The sequence below is a fragment of the Kitasatospora sp. NPDC091335 genome, from assembly GCF_044757205.1.
Lineage (GTDB): Bacteria > Actinomycetota > Actinomycetes > Streptomycetales > Streptomycetaceae > Kitasatospora.
Genome location: NZ_JBIVUM010000016.1, coordinates 161201 through 178668 on the forward strand (window position 1 = coordinate 161201; position 17468 = coordinate 178668).

Sequence of the window (17468 nt, forward strand, 5' to 3'; positions counted from 1 at the left end):
GCGGCGGGGTGCGTGCGGCATAGACTTCCGTGGTCCCTCGCAGCAGCAGCACACCGTAGGAGCACACCGATGTCCGAGGCCCCCGAGAGCAGCCCCACCGCCTCCCGCCGCACCCTGCTCTGCGGAGCCGCGGCCGTGCTGGCGGCCGGCGGCACGGTGGCGGTCACCGGATGCGGCTCCTCCGCCTCCGGCGGCAGCGGCGCCGCCAAGGGCCCGGTGGACCTCGGTCCGGCCTCGGCCGTGCCCGAGGGCGGCGGCAAGGTCTTCCGCGAGCAGAAGATCGTGGTGACCCAGCCCGCCGCCGGCCAGTACAAGGCGTTCAGCGCCAAGTGCACCCACGCCGGCTGCATCGTGGACCAGGTGAAGAACGCCCAGATCCAGTGCCCCTGCCACGGCAGCCGGTTCGCCGTCGCGGACGGCGCCGTGCAGGACGGCCCGGCCCCCTCCCCGCTGCCCGCCTACACCGTCACGGTCGAGGGCGGCAACCTCAAGGTGACCCCGAGCTGACGCAGTTGACCGCCTCCCGACCTCCACGGTCCCCCCTGACGATCTCCTCCCCGCGGCCCCGGCCCCACTCGGTACGGTGGACTCATGGCTGACCCGAGCACCTACCGCCCCGCGCCCGGTGCGATCCCGACCTCCCCCGGTGTCTACAGGTTCCGCGACGCCCACGGCCGGGTCATCTACGTCGGCAAGGCCAAGAGCCTGCGGCCGCGCCTGTCGTCCTACTTCCAGGACCTGGCGGGCCTGCACCCGCGCACCGCGACCATGGTCACCACCGCCGCCTCGGTGGAGTGGACCGTGGTCGGCACCGAGGTCGAGGCCCTCCAGCTGGAGTACTCCTGGATCAAGGAGTACGACCCCCGGTTCAACGTCAAGTACCGCGACGACAAGAGCTATCCGGAACTCGCCGTCACCCTCGACGAGGAGTACCCGAGGGTCCAGGTGATGCGCGGGGCGCACAAGAAGGGCGTGCGCTACTTCGGCCCGTACGGACACGCCTGGGCGATCCGCGAGACGGTCGACCTGCTGCTGCGCGTCTTCCCCGTCCGCACCTGCTCCAACGGCGTCTTCAAGCGCGCCCGCCAGGTCGGCCGGCCCTGCCTGCTCGGCTACATCGGCAAGTGCGCCGCGCCCTGCGTCGGCAAGGTCTCGGCGGACGAACACCGCGCGCTCGCCGAGGACTTCTGCGACTTCATGGCCGGGCGCACCGGCAACTACCTGCGCCGGCTGGAGACGGAGATGCAGGAGGCCGCGGCCGAGCTGGAGTACGAGAAGGCGGCCCGGCTGCGGGACGACATCGGCGCCCTCAAGCGCGCGATGGAGAAGAACGCCATCGTGCTCGCCGACGCCACCGACGCCGACCTGCTGGCCCTCGCCGAGGACGAACTCGAGGCCGCCGTGCAGATCTTCCACGTCCGCGGCGGCCGGGTGCGCGGCCAGCGCGGCTGGGTCACCGACAAGGTCGAGGACGTGGACACCGCCGGCCTGGTCGAGCACGCCCTCCAGCAGCTCTACGGCGGCGGCGAGTCCGTCCCGCGCGAGGTCCTCGTGCCCGCCCTGCCCGACCCGGCGGAGCCGGTGCGCGAGTGGCTCGGCGGCCTGCGCGGCAGCCAGGTCGACCTGCGCATCCCCCAGCGCGGCGACAAGAAGGACCTGATGGCCACCGTGCAGCGCAACGCCCAGCAGGCGCTGGCGCTGCACAAGACCAAGCGCGCCTCCGACCTCACCACCCGCAGCCGCGCCCTCCAGGAGATCGCCGACGCGCTGGAACTGGACTCCGTCCCGCTGCGCATCGAGTGCTACGACATCTCCCACCTCCAGGGCGAGGACGTGGTCGCCTCCATGGTCGTCTTCGAGGACGGCCTGGCCCGCAAGAGCGAGTACCGGCGCTTCCAGATCAAGGGCTTCGAGGGCCAGGACGACGTCCGCTCGATGCACGAGGTGATCAGCCGGCGCTTCCGCCGCTACCTCAGGGAGCGCGAGCAGACCGGCGAGTGGGCCGTCCCCGAGGAGGACGAGCCCGGCAGCGGTACGGACACCGGCACGGACACCGGCCCCGTCGGCCGGGACGACGAGGGCCGCCCCAAGCGCTTCGCCTACCCGCCCCAGCTGCTGGTCGTCGACGGCGGACAGCCCCAGGTCGCCGCCGCCAGACGGGCCCTGGACGAACTCGGCATCGACGACGTCGCGCTGTGCGGCCTGGCCAAGCGCCTGGAGGAGGTCTGGCTGCCCGGCGAGGACGACCCGGTGGTGCTGCCGCGCTCCAGCGAGGGCCTCTACCTGCTCCAGCGGGTCCGCGACGAGGCGCACCGCTTCGCGATCAGCTATCAGCGCAACAAGCGTTCCAAGCGACTCACCGCCGGGGAACTGGACTCCGTCCCGGGCCTCGGCGAGACTCGCCGCCAGGCGCTGCTCAAGCACTTCGGCTCGCTGAAGAAGCTCAGGGCCGCCACCATCGACGAGCTCTGCGAGGTACCCGGCATCGGACGCCGCACCGCGCAGACCGTTGCGGCGGCGTTGTCGTCCCGTACACCCGCCGCACCCGCGGTCAACACCGCGACCGGCGAGATCATCGAGGACGGGGCCGAGCAGGCCGCCGAGCCGGTGGCAGCAGCGCACCGGACCGCACCATCCCAGGAGACGCCATGACGGCCGACGCCGCCCGTCAGCCGGTGCGCCCCGGCCCCGCCCGCCTGCCCGGGCCGGGGAAGGGCGGCCGCGCCGTGCGCGTTCTCCCCAGCAGAAAGACCGAGAGCGGGGAACCGAAGTGACCGTGTCAGACGTGGCCGAGAACGCGCCGGAGCTGGTGATCATCTCCGGCATGTCCGGAGCCGGCCGCTCCACCGCCGCCAAGTGCCTTGAAGACCTCGGCTGGTTCGTGGTGGACAACCTGCCGCCGGCCCTGATCCCGACCATGGTCGACCTGGGAGCCCGGTCCCAGGGCAACGTCGCCCGGATCGGCGTGGTCGTGGACGTCCGCGGCCGGCAGTTCTTCGACGACCTGCTCACCTCGCTGGACGAGCTGGAGAAGCGCGGCGTCCGGCTGCGGGTCGTCTTCCTGGACTCCTCCGACGAGGCGCTGGTGCGCCGCTTCGAGAGCGTCCGCCGCCCGCACCCGCTCCAGGCCGACGGCCGGATCGTGGACGGCATCGCCCTGGAGCGCGACCTGCTGCGCGACCTGCGCGGCGAGGCCGACCTGGTGATCGACACCTCCAACCTCAACGTGCACCAGCTGCGCGCCAAGCTGGACGCCCAGTTCGCCGACCACGACGAGCCCGAGCTGCGCGCCACCGTGATGTCCTTCGGCTTCAAGTACGGCCTGCCGGTCGACGCCGACCTCGTGGTGGACTGCCGCTTCCTGCCCAACCCGCACTGGGTGCCCGAACTGCGCGCCCGCACCGGCACCGACGCGGACGTCGCCGACTACGTCTTCCAGCAGCCCGGAGCCAACGAGTTCCTGGACGGCTACGCCCAGCTGCTGCGCATCATCACCGAGGGATACCGACGCGAGGGGAAGCGCTACATGACGCTTGCCGTAGGCTGCACCGGTGGCAAGCACCGCAGCGTCGCCATGTCCGAGCGTCTGACCAAGCGTCTCATCGCCGACGGAGTCGAGACGGTGCTCGTCCACCGTGACATGGGACGGGAGTAACCGCCGCCTCCCTGCCGGGCCCGTCGGCGGAGCGGTCGGCGGGCCGAGGAACGCGAGGTGATGTGTGGCGGGATACGTGCCCGGGCGGCAGCCGCAGAGCAGGACCGGTGACCGGGCGTTCAGCCCGGCCCGGCCCACGGCGCCGAGCCGTCCGCGCAGTAGTCCCGCCCGGACCAATCCGGCCCCGAGGATCACCGCGCTCGGCGGCGGGCAGGGCCTGTCGGCCTCGCTGTCCGCGCTGCGCCGGCTCACCAGCGACCTCACCGCCGTGGTCACCGTCGCCGACGACGGCGGCTCCAGCGGACGGCTGCGCACCGAGCTGGGTGTGCTGCCCCCGGGCGACCTGCGCAAGGCGCTGGCCGCGCTGTGCGGGGACGACGACTGGGGCCGCACCTGGTCCGAGGTCATCCAGCAGCGCTTCACCGGCACCGGCGAACTCGGCGGCCACGCGGTCGGCAACCTGCTGATCGTCGCGCTCTGGGAGAAGCTGGGCGACCCGGTGGCGGCGCTGGACTGGGTCGGCCGGCTGCTCAACGTCCAGGGCCGGGTGCTGCCGATGTCGGCGGTGCCGCTGGACATCGAGGCGACCGTGCGCGGCCACGACCCGGCCCGCCCCGCCGAGGTCACGGCGGTGCGCGGCCAGGCCGACGTCGCGGTGACCCCGGGCACCGTGCAGTCGATCCGGCTGCTGCCGGACGGGCCGCCGGCCGTCCCCGAGGCGGTCACCGCCGTCCGGGAGGCGGACTGGGTGGTGCTCGGCCCCGGCTCCTGGTTCACCAGCGTGCTGCCGCACCTGCTGGTGCCCGAGCTGGCCCAGGCGCTCACCGGGACCCGCGCCCGCCGCCTGCTCACCCTGAACCTGGCCCCCCAGCCCGGGGAGACCGAGGGCTTCACCCCGCAGCGTCACCTGGAGGTCATCGCCGACCACGCTCCGGACCTCGCGGTGGATGCGATCCTGGTGGACGAGCGCGCCGTCACCGGCGGGGCCTTCGGCCAGGCCGACCTGGACGGCCTGGAGAAGGCCGCCGAGCGGATGGGCGCCGCTCTGGTGCTCGGCTCGGTGGCCCGCACCGACGGGACGCCGCGACACGACCCCGAGCTGTTGGCGGCAGCGTACGACCGGATTTTCCGGACACATGGAAGGATCGGGCCATGGCGATGACTCCAGCGGTGAAGGACGAGATCAGCCGGCTCCCGGTCACCCGGGCCTGCTGTCGCAAGGCGGAGGTGTCGGCGATCCTGCGGTTCGCGGGCGGACTGCACATCGTGAGCGGCCGCATCGTGATCGAGGCGGAGCTGGACACCGGGGCGGCGGCACGACGGCTGCGCAAGGACCTGCTGGAGATCTTCGGGCACTCCTCGGACCTCGTGGTGATGGCCCCCGGCGGGCTGCGTCGCGGCAGCCGCTTCGTGGTCCGGGTGGTCAAGGACGGCGAGCTGCTCGCCCGCCAGACCGGACTCGTGGACGGCCGCGGACGTCCGATCCGGGGGCTGCCGCCGGCGGTCGTCTCCGGGGCCACCTGCGACGCGGAGGCCGCCTGGCGCGGGGCCTTCCTGGCGCACGGCTCGCTCACCGAGCCGGGCCGTTCGTCCTCGCTGGAGATCACCTGCCCCGGTTCCGAGGCCGCCCTCGCCCTGGTCGGCGCCGCCCGTCGGCTCGGCATCCCGGCCAAGGCCCGCGAGGTGCGCGGCGTGGACCGGGTGGTCATCCGCGACGGCGACGCGATCGGCGCCCTGCTGACCAGGCTCGGCGCCCACGAGTCGGTGCTCGCCTGGGAGGAGCGCCGGATGCGGCGCGAGGTGCGCGCCACCGCCAACCGGCTCGCCAACTTCGACGACGCCAACCTGCGCCGCTCGGCCCGCGCCGCGGTGGCGGCCGGTGCCCGGGTGCAGCGCGCGCTGGAGATCCTCGGCGACGAGGTGCCCGAGCACCTGGCGGCGGCCGGCCAGCTGCGGATGCAGCACAAGCAGGCCTCGCTGGAGGAGCTGGGCGCGCTCGCCGATCCGCCGCTGACCAAGGACGCGGTGGCCGGCCGGATCCGCCGGCTGCTGGCGATGGCCGACAAGCGCGCCTCCGAACTCGGCCTGCCGAGCACCGAGGCCAGCCTCACCGACGAGATGGCGATGAACTGACGATCACGCTCAGTGACCGAAACGCGGCCGGTGTCCCGATGACGGGGCACCGGCCGCGGCCGTCTCCGGGGGCACCCGCGGACGGTCCTCCGGGCGGGCTTCCGGACCCGCCGACACTCCCGAATTGGTAGAGACCACTGGCCCGGGACCAACTGCCCGGCCGAGCAAGGCCGGACGGCCTGAAGTCGGCTTTCGACCGCGCCACGCCCGGTCTCAGCACGCGGCGCGATGTGCCGTCCCGTGCCCGGGAGGGGTAGGGTCATAGGCGGTCGGGGACTTCCCAAATCTCATCCCCGTCGGGGCTCCGCCCCGGCGTACCTAACGAGGAGATCGGTTCGTGACGATCCGGGTAGGCATCAACGGCTTCGGCCGCATCGGCCGCAACTTCTTCCGCGCGGTCAAGGCTCAGGGCGCGGACATCGAGGTCGTCGGTGTCAACGACCTCACCGACACGAAGACCCTGGCTCACCTGCTCAAGTACGACACCACCCTGGGTACCTTCCCGGGCGAGGTCTCGCACACCGAGGACAGCATCACCGTCGACGGCCACACCTTCAAGGTGACCGCCGAGCGTGACCCCGCGAACCTTCCGTGGGCCGCCCTGGGCGCCGACATCGTCGTCGAGTCCACCGGCATCTTCACCAAGGCCGAGGCCGCGAAGAAGCACCTCGCCGCCGGCGCGAAGAAGGTCATCATCTCGGCGCCCGCCAGCGACGAGGACGTCACCATCGTGCTGGGCGTCAACGACGAGAAGTACGACGCGGCCAACCACCACATCATCTCCAACGCCTCCTGCACCACCAACTGTGTGGCGCCGATGGCCAAGGTGCTGAACGAGAGCTTCGGCATCGTCAAGGGTCTGATGACCACCGTCCACGCGTTCACCAACGACCAGGTGACCCTGGACTTCCCGCACAAGGACCTGCGCCGTGCTCGTGCGGCCTCGCAGAACATCATCCCGACCTCGACCGGTGCCGCCAAGGCGACCGCCCTGGTCCTGCCGGAGCTGAAGGGCAAGCTGGACGGCACCTCGCTGCGCGTCCCGGTCCCGACCGGCTCCATCACCGACCTGGTCGTCACCCTGGAGCGCGAGGTCACCAAGGACGAGGTCAACGCGGCCTTCCAGAAGGCCGCTCAGGAGGGCCCGCTCAAGGGCATCCTGGCCTACACCGAGGACCCGATCGTCTCCTCGGACATCGTCAACGACCCGGCGTCCTGCATCTTCGACAGCCAGCTCACCATGGTCCAGGGCAACCAGGTCAAGGTGCTCGGCTGGTACGACAACGAGTGGGGCTACTCGAACCGCGTGGTCGACCTGGTCACCCTCGTCGGTGGGCGGCTCTGACCTCGCGGGAGCTGACGTGATGTAGGGACGAGGGCCCGGCCGGCGTACGGTGCCGACCGGGCCCTCGTTCCGCGCTCAAGGACTTCTCAGGCGGCCCCTGCGCCGTGCCGCCTCACTGCGCATCAACCATCTCCCCAGGAGAATCCGAATCCCCGTGAAGACCATCGAAGAGCTCCTCGAAGCCGGTGTCGAAGGCAAGCGCGTCTTCGTGCGCGCCGACCTGAACGTGCCGCTGGACGGCAGCACGATCACCGACGACGGCCGCATCCGCGCCGTCGCGCCGACCATCGCCAAGCTGGCCGCGGCCGGCGCGAAGGTGGTCGTCGCCTCGCACCTCGGCCGCCCCAAGGGCACCCCGGACCCGCGGTTCTCGCTCGCCCCGGCGGCCGAGCGCCTCGGCGAGATCCTCGGCAGGAACGTCGCCTTCGCCACCGACACCGTCGGTGACAGCGCCAGGGCCACCGTCGCCGCGCTGGCGAACGGCGAGGTCGCGCTGCTGGAGAACCTGCGCTTCAACGCGGGCGAGACCAGCAAGGACGACGCCGAGCGCAAGGCCTTCGCCGAGCAGCTGGCCGCGCTGGCCGACCTGTACGTGGGCGACGGCTTCGGCGCCGTGCACCGCAAGCACGCCTCGGTCTACGACCTGCCGGCCCTGCTGCCGCACGCCGCGGGCGACCTGATCGCCACCGAGGTCGGCGTGCTGAAGAAGCTCACCGAGGACGTCGCCCGTCCGTACGTGGTGGTGCTCGGCGGCGCCAAGGTCTCCGACAAGCTCGGTGTGATCGACAACCTGCTGGAGAAGGCCGACCGGATCCTGATCGGCGGCGGCATGGCGTACACCTTCCTCAAGGCCAAGGGCCACGAGGTCGGCATCTCGCTGCTCCAGGAGGACCAGGTCCCGACCGTCCAGGAGTACCTGGCCCGGGCCGAGCAGCGCGGCGTCGAGTTCGTGCTGCCGACGGACGTCCTGGTCTCCACGGAGTTCCCGGACCTCAAGACCAAGGCTCCGGCCGACTTCTCGACCGTCGCCGCCGACGCCATCCCGGCCGACCAGGAGGGCCTGGACATCGGCCCGAAGACCCGCGAGCTGTACGCGGCCAAGCTGGCCGACGCCGGCACGGTGTTCTGGAACGGCCCGATGGGCGTCTTCGAGCACCCGGACTACGCGGGCGGCACCAGCGCCGTCGCGAAGGCCCTGCTCGACAGCGACGCGTTCACCGTCGTCGGCGGCGGCGACTCCGCCGCGGCCGTCCGCATCCTGGGCTTCGACGAGAACGCCTTCGGACACATCTCGACCGGCGGCGGTGCCAGCCTCGAATACCTGGAGGGCAAGACCCTCCCCGGACTCGCCGCTCTGGAGGACTGAAACACATGACCGACCGTCTCCCGCTGATGGCGGGCAACTGGAAGATGAACCTCAACCACCTCGAGGCCATCCAGCACACCCAGAAGCTGGCGTTCGCGCTGGCCGACAAGGACTACGAGGCCGTCGAGGTCGCCGTCCTGGTGCCGTTCACCGACCTGCGCTCGGTGCAGACCCTGGTCTCCGGCGACAAGCTGAAGATCAAGTACGGCTCGCAGGACATCTCGCAGCACGACGGCGGGGCCTACACCGGCGAGGTCTCGGGACCGATGCTGGCCAAGCTCCAGTGCACCTACGCGGTGATCGGGCACTCCGAGCGCCGCCAGTACCACGGTGAGGACGAGGAGATCGTCAACGCCAAGGTGAAGGCCGCCTACCGCGCCGGGGTCACCCCGATCCTGTGCGTCGGCGAGCCGCTGGAGATCCGCAAGGCGGGCACCCACGTCGAGCACACCCTGGCGCAGCTGGACGGCGGCCTGGACGGCGTCCCGGCCCACCAGGCCGAGTCGATCGTGGTCGCCTACGAGCCGGTCTGGGCGATCGGCACCGGCGAGGTGGCCACCCCGGAGGACGCGCAGGAGGTCTGCGCCGCCATCCGAGCCCGGATCGCCGAGCTGTACGACGCCGAGCTGGCCGGCAAGGTCCGTGTGCTGTACGGCGGTTCGGTGAAGTCGTCGAGCGCGGCCGGTCTGATGGCCAAGCCCGACATCGACGGCGGCCTGGTCGGCGGTGCCTCGCTGGACGCCGACGAGTTCGTCAAGATCGTGCGCTACCGTGAGCAGGCAGTAGGCTAACGCCGCCGCCGCAACGTACGCTTTGGGGCCGGACCGCCGTACGCGGCCCGGCCCCTTCGCCGAAGATACGAGAGAGTTGGTCCCGTCGTGGTTCTCGGGTTCTCGATTGCCCTGATCATCTTCAGTCTGCTGATGATCCTGCTGGTGCTGCTGCACAAGGGGAAGGGCGGCGGCCTGTCCGACATGTTCGGCGGTGGCGCGATGTCCACCGGCGGCGGCTCGGCGGTGGCCGAGCGCAACCTGGACCGCATCACCATCGTGGTCGGCCTGGGCTGGTTCGCCAGCATCATCGTCCTGGGCCTGGTGCTGAAGTACCAGAGCTGACGTATCCCTGACGCCCCGTCGCCCGAGCGCCTATCCTGGGACGGTCGGGTGCGGAGGCGATGGTGGCGGATGCTTAACACCTGCTTACACTAGGACGACTTTCGCCACCGACGCGCACCGCGGCGGGTCGGCGCACCAGTACGCAGGGAGTCAGACCGTGGCAAGTGGCAATGCCATCCGTGGCAGCAGGGTCGGGGCCGGCCCGATGGGCGAGGCGGAGCGCGGCGAGTCCGCTCCGCGCAACCGGATCTCCTTCTGGTGCGCGAACAAGCACGAGACCCGTCCCAGCTTCGCCGCCGAGGCGGCGATCCCGGAGACGTGGGACTGCCCGCGCTGTGGCTTCCCGGCCGGGCAGGACCAGCACAACCCGCCGGCGCCCTCGCGCAACGAGCCGTACAAGACCCACCTCGCCTACGTGCGTGAGCGGCGCACCGACGCCGACGGCGAGGCGATCCTGGCCGAGGCGCTGGCGAAGCTCCGCGGTGAGATCTGAGCGGAAGGGTCCCGGGCCCGCCCCGGCAGAACAGCGAGAAGGGCGCCACCGTCGAGTGACGGTGGCGCCCTTCGGCGCTGCCGGGGCCGGTCAGGCCGAGGCCGGCGGGTAGAGCTGCGGCGGGATCCGCTCCGCGGCGGCGCGGTCCAGCAGCCACAGGGTGCGGCTGAGGCCGTACGCGCCGGAGGCGGGCGCCTGGATCTCGCCGGGGCCGGACAGGGCCAGCGCGACCGCGCCCGCCTTGTCCTCGCCGGCGGCCAGCAGCCAGACCTCGCGGGCCGAGCGGATCGCCGGGAGGGTGAGCGAGATCCGGGTCGGCGGGGGCTTGGGGGCCCCGCGCACGCCGACCACGGTCAGCTCGGTCTCCCGCACGCCCGGGTGCTCGGGGAAGAGCGAGGCGACGTGGGTGTCCGGGCCGACGCCGAGCAGCAGCACGTCGAAGGCCGGGACGCCGTTGCGCTCGCCCGGGCCGGCCGCCTCCGCCAGCTCCTCGGCGTAGCGGGCCGCGGCGGCCTCCACGCCCGAGCCGTCCACCCCGTCCGCGGCGGGCATCTCGTGCACCCGCGCCGGGTCGAGCGGGACGGCGTCCAGCAGTTCGGCGCGGGCCTGGACGGCGTTGCGGTCCGGGTCGGCGGCGGGCACGAAGCGCTCGTCGCCCCACCAGAGGTCCAGCCGGCCCCAGTCGACCGCGTCGCGCGCCGGGGAGGCGGCGATCGCGGCCAGCAGGGCGTTGCCGTTGCGGCCGCCGGTGAGCACCACCGAGGCGATGCCGCGGGCGGCCTGGGCGTCCACGATCCGGGTGATCAGCCGGGCCGCCGCGGCCTGGGCCATCAGCTCCTTGTCCCGGTGGACGACCAGCTGCGGGGTCGCGTTGGTCATGCGCCTTCCTTGCCGGTGCGCTTGGCCGCGGCCTTCCTGGCGGGCTTCTTCACGCCCGCCTCGGCGGTCACCCGGTCCGGGTTGGCCACGGCCGCCTCGGCGGCTTCCTCGACGGCCTCCTCGGCGACCTCCCGGGCGATCTTCTCGGCCGCCGCGGTCTCGTCGTTGACCGGCTCGTGCAGCCGGTCGACGGGCGTGCGCACCGCCGTCGCGTAGATGTCGTCCGGGTCCAGCCGGCGCAGCTCCTCGGCGATCAGCTCCGAGGTCTCGCGCCGCTTGAGCGCCACCTGGCGGTCCGGCGAGCCGGGCATGGACAGGGTGCCCATCAGGCCGTCCGGGCGGTCCAGGGTGATGTCCCCGTCCTTGGTGCGCAGGTGCACCGCGGTGATGCCGGGGCCGCCGGTGACGACCCGCTCGACCGGCACCTGGAGCCGGTTGGTCAGCCAGAGGCCGAGCAGCTCGACGCTGGGGTTGTAGGACTCGCCCTCGACCGCCGCGGAGACGACCGTGGACGGCCGCTGGTCCAGCGCGGCGGCCAGCATCGAGCGCCAGCCGGTGATCCGGGTCCAGGCCAGGTCGGTGTCGCCGGGGGAGTAGCTCTGGGCGCGCTGGGCGAGCTGGCCCACCGGGGACTCGGCGGTGACGGCGTCGGTGATCCGGCGCTGGGCGAGCGAGCCCAGCGGGTCCTGCGCCGGGTGCAGCGGCGCCTTGTCCGGCCACCAGACGACGGTCGGGGCGTCCGGCAGCAGCAGCGGCAGGACCACCGACTGGGCGTGCGCGGCGAGTTCGCCGTGCATCCGCAGGACAACCGTTTCGCCGGACCCGGCGTCCGAGCCGACCAGGATCTCGGCGTCCAGCCGGGTCTCGGCGCGGGCCCGGGGCGAGCGTCCGGCGCGCTTGATCACCGCGAGGGTGCGCATCGGGTGCTCGCGGGAGGCGTCGTTGGCGGCCTTGAGGGCGTCGTAGGCGCTGCCCTCGTCGGTCACGATCACCAGGGTGAGCACCATGCCGGCGGCGCCGGAGCCCCGGGCCCGGCGGGCCTCCATGAGCGCGCCGTTGATCTTGCTGGACGTCGTGTTGGTGAGGTCGATCTTCATGGGCGGCGCCAGCTCCTGCCGTCTCGTGCGAGCATCTCGTCCGCCTCGACCGGGCCCCAGGTCCCCGCCGCGTACTGGGCGGGCTTGCCGTGGGTGTCCCAGTACTTCTCGATCGGGTCGAGGATCTGCCAGGAGAGTTCGACCTCCTGGTGACGCGGGAACAGGTTGGCGTCGCCGAGCAGCACGTCGAGGATGAGCCGCTCGTACGCCTCCGGGCTGGACTCGGTGAAGGACTCGCCGTAGGCGAAGTCCATCGTGACGTCCCGGACCTCGAAGGAGGTGCCCGGCACCTTGGAGCCGAACCGCACCGTCACGCCCTCGTCCGGCTGGACCCGGATGACCAGGGCGTTCTGCCCCAGCTCCTCGGTCGCGTAGGAGTCGAAGGGCAGGTACGGGGCACGCTGGAAGACGACCGCGATCTCGGTGACCCGGCGGCCCAGGCGCTTGCCGGTGCGCAGGTAGAACGGGACGCCCGCCCAGCGGCGGTTGTTGATCTCCAGCTTGATGGCCGCGTAGGTGTCGGTCTTGGAGGCGGGGTCGATCCCGTCCTCGTCCAGGTAGCCGACGACCTCCTCGCCGCCCTGCCAGCCGGTGGCGTACTGGCCGCGCACGGTGTGCCGGCCGAGGTCGGCCGGGAGCTTGACGGCGCTGAGCACCTTGAGCTTCTCGGCCACCAGCGCCTTCGGGTGGAAGGAGGCGGGCTCCTCGATGGCGGTGAGCGCCATCAGCTGGAGCAGGTGGTTCTGGATGACGTCACGGGCGGAGCCGATGCCGTCGTAGTAGCCGGCCCGGCCGCCGATGCCGATGTCCTCGGCCATCGTGATCTGCACGTGGTCGACGTACGACCGGTTCCAGATCGGCTCGAACATCTGGTTGGCGAAGCGCAGCGCCAGGATGTTCTGGACCGTCTCCTTGCCCAGGTAGTGGTCGATCCGGAAGACCTCGTCCCGGGGGAAGACCTCGTGGACGACCTTGTTGAGCTCCTGAGCGCTCTCCAGGTCGTGGCCGAAGGGCTTCTCGATGACGGCGCGGCGCCAGGACCCCTGCGGGGGGTCGGCCAGGCCGTGCTTCTTGAGCTGCTGGACGACCGTCGGGAAGAACTTCGGCGGGACGGACAGGTAGAAGGCGAAGTTGCCGCCGGTGCCCTGGGCCTTGTCCAGCTCCTCGATGGTGGCGCGCAGCTTGTCGAAGGCGTCGTCGTCGTCGAAGGTTCCGTGGACGAACCGCATGCCCTTGGCGAGTTGCTGCCAGACCTCCTCCCGGAAGGGAGTGCGGGCGTGGTCCCGGACGGCGTCGTGGACCTCCTTGGCGAAGTCCTCGTCGTCCCACTCGCGGCGGGCGAAGCCGACGAGGGAGAAGCCCGGCGGAAGCAGACCGCGGTTGGCCAGGTCGTAGATGGCCGGCATCAGCTTCTTGCGGGACAGGTCGCCGGTGACCCCGAAGATGACCAGACCGGACGGCCCCGCGATGCGCGGGAGCCGTCGGTCGGAGGGGTCACGGAGCGGGTTGACGGGGGCGGGCGGGAGGTCGTCCGCGTCCGACTCCGGCGTCAGCTCGGGGAAATCAGTGCTCACTTGATGGGCTCCGCTTTCGTGCGCTGGCTGTGAGCAGGGGTCACTTCTCGTCGGCGAAGGAGGCGAGCGAGGCGGTGACGGTGTCGAGCAGCTCGTTCCAGGACTGCTCGAACTTCTCGACGCCCTCGTCCTCCAGGAGCTGGACGACGTCGTCGTAGTCCACGCCGGCGGCGGCGATCGCGTCCAGCACGGCCTTGGCGTCGGCGTAGTTGGGGACGATGGTGTTGCCGGTGACCACGCCGTGGTCGGCGGTGGCGTCCAGGGTGGCCTCGGGCATCGTGTTGACGGTGCCGGGGGCGACCAGCTCGGTGACGTACAGGGTGTCCGGCAGGGCCGGGTCCTTGACGCCGGTGGAGGCCCACAGCGGGCGCTGCGGCTTGGCGCCGGCGGCCTCCAGGGCGAGCCAGCGGGAGCTGCCCGCGGTCCTGCCGTCGACGCTGCCGAAGACCTCCTCGTACGCCTGGTAGGCGAGGCGGGCGTTGGCCAGCGCGGCCTTGGAGCGCAGGTCCCTGGCCCCGCCGCCGATCTTGTCCAGGCGCTTGTCGATCTCGCTGTCCACGCGGGAGACGAAGAAGGAGGCGACCGACTCGATCTGCGAGAGGTCCAGGCCCTTGGCCTTGGCGGCCTCCAGGCCGGTCAGGTAGGCGTCGATGACGGCCTTGTAGCGCTCCAGCGAGAAGATCAGCGTGACGTTGACGCTGATGCCCCGGCCGATGACCTCGCCGATCGCGGGCAGGCCGGCCTTGGTGGCGGGGATCTTGATGAAGACGTTCGGGCGGTCGACCAGCCACCACAGCTGCTTGGCCTCGGCCACGGTGGCGGCGGTCTCGTGCGCCAGGCGCGGGTCGACCTCGATGGAGACCCGGCCGTCGCGGCCGTTGGAGGCGTCGTAGACCGGGCGCAGCACGTCGGCCGCGTCGCGCACGTCCGAGGTGGTGATCATGCGGATCGCCTCGTCGGTGGTGACCTTGCGGACGGCGAGGTCGCGCAGCTGGCCGTCGTAGGAGTCGTCGCCGGCGCCGGCGATGGCCTTCTGGAAGATGGTCGGGTTGGTGGTGACGCCCACCACGTGCTTGTTCTGCACCAGTTCGGCCAGGTTGCCGGAGTTCAGCCGGGTGCGGCTGAGGTCGTCCAGCCAGATCGCAACGCCTTCGTCGCTGAGGCGCTTCAGTGCGTCAGTCATGGTGCTTCAGTCCCTTGTTCTTCTGCTTCGTGGGGTAGTCGAAGGGGCCGGGGCGCCGATGTGCGGTCGGCGGCCCCGGCCGGGTGCCGCTAGCGGTTGACGGCTTCGAGGGAGCGCAGGGCGTTGTGGGCCTCGGCCACCACGCGCTCGGCGGTGATGCCGAACTCCTCGAAGAGCACCTTGTAGTCGGCGGAGGCACCGAAGTGCTCCAGCGAGACGATCCGGCCGTGGTCGCCGACCAGTTCGCGCCAGCCCTGGGCGATGCCGGCCTCGACCGACACCCGGGCCTTGACCGACGGCGGCAGCACGCTGTCGCGGTAGGCCTGGTCCTGCTCCTGGAACCACTCGAAGGACGGCAGCGAGACCACGCGGGTGGCGATGCCCTCGGCCTCCAGCACCTCGCGGGCCCGGACGGCCAGCTGGACCTCGGAGCCGGTGCCGAGCAGGATCAGCTGCGGGTCGCCGGTGGAGGCCTCGGCCAGGATGTAGCCGCCCTTCGCGGTGCCCTCGGCGGAGCCGAAGACCTCGCGGTCGAAGGTCGGGACGCCCTGACGGGTCAGGGCCAGGCCGACCGGGCCGGGGTGGCTGGTCTGGCGCTCGATGACGGTGCGCCAGGCGACGGCGGTCTCGTTGGCGTCGGCCGGGCGGACCATGGACAGGCCGGGGATGGCGCGCAGCGACGCCATGTGCTCGACCGGCTGGTGGGTCGGGCCGTCCTCGCCGAGGCCGATCGAGTCGTGCGTCCACACGTAGGTGACCGGCAGCTTCATCAGCGCGGCCAGGCGGACGGCCGGGCGCATGTAGTCGGCGAACACCAGGAAGGTGCCGCCGTACACCCGGGTCCCGCCGTGCAGGGCGATGCCGTTCATGGTCGAGCCCATGGCGTGCTCGCGGATGCCGAAGTGGATCGTGCGGCCGTACGGGCTCGCAGACTTCAGCGGGTTGCCGTCGGGGAGGAAGGAGCTGTCCTCGTCGATGGTGGTGAGGTTCGACTCCGCGAGGTCGGCCGAGCCGCCCCACAGCTCGGGGATCACCGCGCCGAGCGCCTTGAGGGTGTCGCCGGAGGCCTTGCGGGTGGCGACGTCCTTGCCGGCAGGGAAGGCGGGAACGGCCTTCTTCCAGCCCTCGGGCAGCTCGCCGGCCCGGATCCGGTCGAACTCGGCGGCGCGCTGCGGGGCGGCGGCGCGCCAGGCGTCGAAGCCCTGCTGCCACTGGTCGCGGGCGGCCTTGCCGCGCTTGATGACCAGCCGGGCGTGCTCGATGACCTGGTCACTGACCTCGAAGGTCTTCTCCGGGTCGAAGCCCAGGACCTTCTTGGTGGCGGCGATCTCGGCGGCGCCGAGCGCGGAGCCGTGCGCCTTGGCGGTGTTCTGGGCGTCCGGGGCCGGCCAGGCGATGATCGTGCGCATCGAGATGATCGACGGGCGGGCGGTCTCGGCCTTGGCCGCGGCCAGCGCCTCGGCCAGGGCGGCCACGTCGATGTCGCCGTTGGACTTCGGGGTCACCCGCTGGACGTGCCAGCCGTACGCCTCGTAGCGCTTGAGGACGTCCTCGGAGAAGGCGGTCTCGGTGTCGCCCTCGATCGAGATGTGGTTGTCGTCGTAGAGGGCGACCAGGTTGCCCAGCTTCTGGTGGCCGGCCAGCGACGATGCCTCGGCGGAGATGCCCTCCTCCAGGTCGCCGTCGGAGACGATGGCCCAGATGGTGTGGTCGAAGGGAGACTCGCCGGCCGGGGCCTCCGGGTCGAACAGGCCGCGCTCGTAGCGGGCGGCCATCGCCATGCCGACCGCGTTGGCGATGCCCTGGCCGAGCGGCCCGGTGGTGGTCTCCACGCCGGCGGTGTGGCCGTGCTCGGGGTGGCCGGGGGTGCGGCTGCCGCCGACCCGGAAGGCCTTGAGGTCGTCCAGCTCCAGGCCGTAGCCGGAGAAGTAGAGCTGGGTGTAGAGCGTCAGGCTGGTGTGCCCGGGGGAGAGGACGAAGCGGTCGCGTCCGACCCAGGACGGGTCCGTCGGGTCGTGGCGCAGGAACCGCTGGAAGATCAGGTACGCCGCCGGGGCCAGCGACATGGCCGTCCCGGGGTGTCCGTTGCCGACCTTCTGGACGGCGTCCATGGCCAGGACCCGCGCAGTGTCAACCGTGCGCTCATCCAGATCGGTCCACTCGAATGCGTTCGTCGGCGCAGTGCTCACCCTGTCTCAGGGCTCCTTCCGTTGTGAAGAGTGACCCCGTGAATGGGGACCGGGTCGGCCACGGCGCTGTGGTCCCGACGCTGGGTGGTGCCGGTCACGGAGGGTAGATCCCGCTTCTGCGTGCGAGCCTACCGTCCGGGCCGCGGCTCACCCTCCGTGCTGAGACAACCGGCATTTCCGCAGGGTGATTCCCGCTAGGGCTGTCTGACCGCTTTTGTCCAGACTCTCCCGATTTGCGGCATCGCGCCGCTCCGGTGGCCAGGACGGGCTAGCCGGGCCCGGCCGGAGCCGTTCGGGGCCTCGTCCGACCCGGTTCACCCGGGGGTGTGCGTTCCGCCTCGCCGGGGGACCCCGGAGCCGGATGGGATATATGGAACGTCTATGGTGTCGTGGTACGCGCAGAGCGGACGATTCGGGACCCTTCGTTCCTGTGGACGCC

The 17468-nt window shown here is 71.8% G+C and carries 15 protein-coding genes; 10 read left to right on the forward strand and 5 right to left on the reverse strand.

Annotated elements, in window-relative coordinates:
• Positions 1-69: 69 nt before the first annotated feature.
• The 10 genes from ACIQOW_RS29365 (at position 70) to ACIQOW_RS29410 (ending at position 10107) form a co-directional block, all read left to right on the forward strand.
• Positions 70-507, forward strand: coding sequence for a Rieske (2Fe-2S) protein (locus ACIQOW_RS29365; RefSeq protein WP_401089943.1), 438 nt, complete (start codon positions 70-72; stop codon positions 505-507).
• Positions 508-591: 84 nt separating this feature from the next.
• A complete protein-coding gene (gene uvrC / locus ACIQOW_RS29370) occupies positions 592-2652 on the forward strand; it encodes an excinuclease ABC subunit UvrC (RefSeq protein WP_401089945.1) in 2061 nt (686 codons plus the stop codon).
• Between the two features lie 118 nt (positions 2653-2770).
• On the forward strand, positions 2771-3655 hold the full coding sequence (rapZ, locus tag ACIQOW_RS29375) for an RNase adapter RapZ (protein ID WP_401089947.1): 885 nt from the start codon (positions 2771-2773) through the stop codon (positions 3653-3655).
• A gap of 64 nt (positions 3656-3719) precedes the next feature.
• Positions 3720-4817 carry a uridine diphosphate-N-acetylglucosamine-binding protein YvcK gene (gene yvcK / locus ACIQOW_RS29380; protein WP_188300557.1) on the forward strand — a complete coding sequence of 366 codons (1098 nt, stop codon included), beginning with the start codon at positions 3720-3722 and terminating at the stop codon, positions 4815-4817.
• Positions 4808-5788, forward strand: coding sequence for a DNA-binding protein WhiA (whiA, locus tag ACIQOW_RS29385; RefSeq protein ID WP_097235854.1), 981 nt, complete (start codon positions 4808-4810; stop codon positions 5786-5788). The genes yvcK and whiA overlap by 10 nt, the downstream gene beginning before the upstream one ends.
• Before the next feature lie 337 nt (positions 5789-6125).
• The gene (gap, locus tag ACIQOW_RS29390; protein ID WP_188300556.1) at positions 6126-7133 is read left to right on the forward strand and encodes a type I glyceraldehyde-3-phosphate dehydrogenase; all 1008 of its coding nucleotides are present in this window, start codon (positions 6126-6128) and stop codon (positions 7131-7133) included.
• 154 nt (positions 7134-7287) lie between these two features.
• Complete coding sequence (locus ACIQOW_RS29395) at positions 7288-8499, forward strand: phosphoglycerate kinase (protein ID WP_401089949.1); 1212 nt, start codon at positions 7288-7290, stop codon at positions 8497-8499.
• A gap of 5 nt (positions 8500-8504) precedes the next feature.
• Positions 8505-9290: a triose-phosphate isomerase gene (tpiA, locus tag ACIQOW_RS29400; RefSeq protein ID WP_188300554.1), complete on the forward strand. Its 786-nt coding sequence runs from the start codon at positions 8505-8507 to the stop codon at positions 9288-9290.
• A gap of 87 nt (positions 9291-9377) precedes the next feature.
• The gene (gene secG / locus ACIQOW_RS29405) at positions 9378-9614 is read left to right on the forward strand and encodes a preprotein translocase subunit SecG (protein ID WP_350521388.1); all 237 of its coding nucleotides are present in this window, start codon (positions 9378-9380) and stop codon (positions 9612-9614) included.
• Between the two features lie 205 nt (positions 9615-9819).
• A complete protein-coding gene (locus ACIQOW_RS29410) occupies positions 9820-10107 on the forward strand; it encodes an RNA polymerase-binding protein RbpA (protein WP_223245297.1) in 288 nt (95 codons plus the stop codon).
• A gap of 90 nt (positions 10108-10197) precedes the next feature.
• Here ACIQOW_RS29410 and pgl read toward each other — a convergent pair whose 3' ends face one another.
• From pgl to tkt, 5 genes are all read right to left on the reverse strand, one after another.
• Complete coding sequence (gene pgl, locus ACIQOW_RS29415; RefSeq protein WP_401089952.1) at positions 10198-10986, reverse strand: 6-phosphogluconolactonase; 789 nt, start codon at positions 10984-10986, stop codon at positions 10198-10200.
• A complete protein-coding gene (opcA, locus tag ACIQOW_RS29420; protein WP_401089954.1) occupies positions 10983-12083 on the reverse strand; it encodes a glucose-6-phosphate dehydrogenase assembly protein OpcA in 1101 nt (366 codons plus the stop codon). The genes pgl and opcA overlap by 4 nt, the downstream gene beginning before the upstream one ends.
• Positions 12080-13636: a glucose-6-phosphate dehydrogenase gene (gene zwf / locus ACIQOW_RS29425; protein ID WP_401090020.1), complete on the reverse strand. Its 1557-nt coding sequence runs from the start codon at positions 13634-13636 to the stop codon at positions 12080-12082. Before zwf ends, opcA begins: the two co-directional genes overlap by 4 nt.
• A gap of 61 nt (positions 13637-13697) precedes the next feature.
• The gene (gene tal, locus ACIQOW_RS29430) at positions 13698-14840 is read right to left on the reverse strand and encodes a transaldolase (protein ID WP_401089956.1); all 1143 of its coding nucleotides are present in this window, start codon (positions 14838-14840) and stop codon (positions 13698-13700) included.
• 89 nt (positions 14841-14929) lie between these two features.
• A complete protein-coding gene (gene tkt / locus ACIQOW_RS29435; protein ID WP_401089957.1) occupies positions 14930-17029 on the reverse strand; it encodes a transketolase in 2100 nt (699 codons plus the stop codon).
• Positions 17030-17468 lie beyond the last annotated feature (439 nt).

Coding starts and splice junctions, on each gene's coding strand:
- ACIQOW_RS29365 (WP_401089943.1), top strand. CDS start 70: ATGTCCGAGGCCCCCGAGAGCAGCCCCACCGCCTCCCGCCGCACCCTG.
- uvrC (WP_401089945.1), top strand. CDS start 592: ATGGCTGACCCGAGCACCTACCGCCCCGCGCCCGGTGCGATCCCGACC.
- whiA (WP_097235854.1), top strand. CDS start 4,808: ATGGCGATGACTCCAGCGGTGAAGGACGAGATCAGCCGGCTCCCGGTC.
- tpiA (WP_188300554.1), top strand. CDS start 8,505: ATGACCGACCGTCTCCCGCTGATGGCGGGCAACTGGAAGATGAACCTC.
- ACIQOW_RS29410 (WP_223245297.1), top strand. CDS start 9,820: ATGGGCGAGGCGGAGCGCGGCGAGTCCGCTCCGCGCAACCGGATCTCC.
- pgl (WP_401089952.1), bottom strand. CDS start 10,986: ATGACCAACGCGACCCCGCAGCTGGTCGTCCACCGGGACAAGGAGCTG.
- opcA (WP_401089954.1), bottom strand. CDS start 12,083: ATGAAGATCGACCTCACCAACACGACGTCCAGCAAGATCAACGGCGCG.
- tal (WP_401089956.1), bottom strand. CDS start 14,840: ATGACTGACGCACTGAAGCGCCTCAGCGACGAAGGCGTTGCGATCTGG.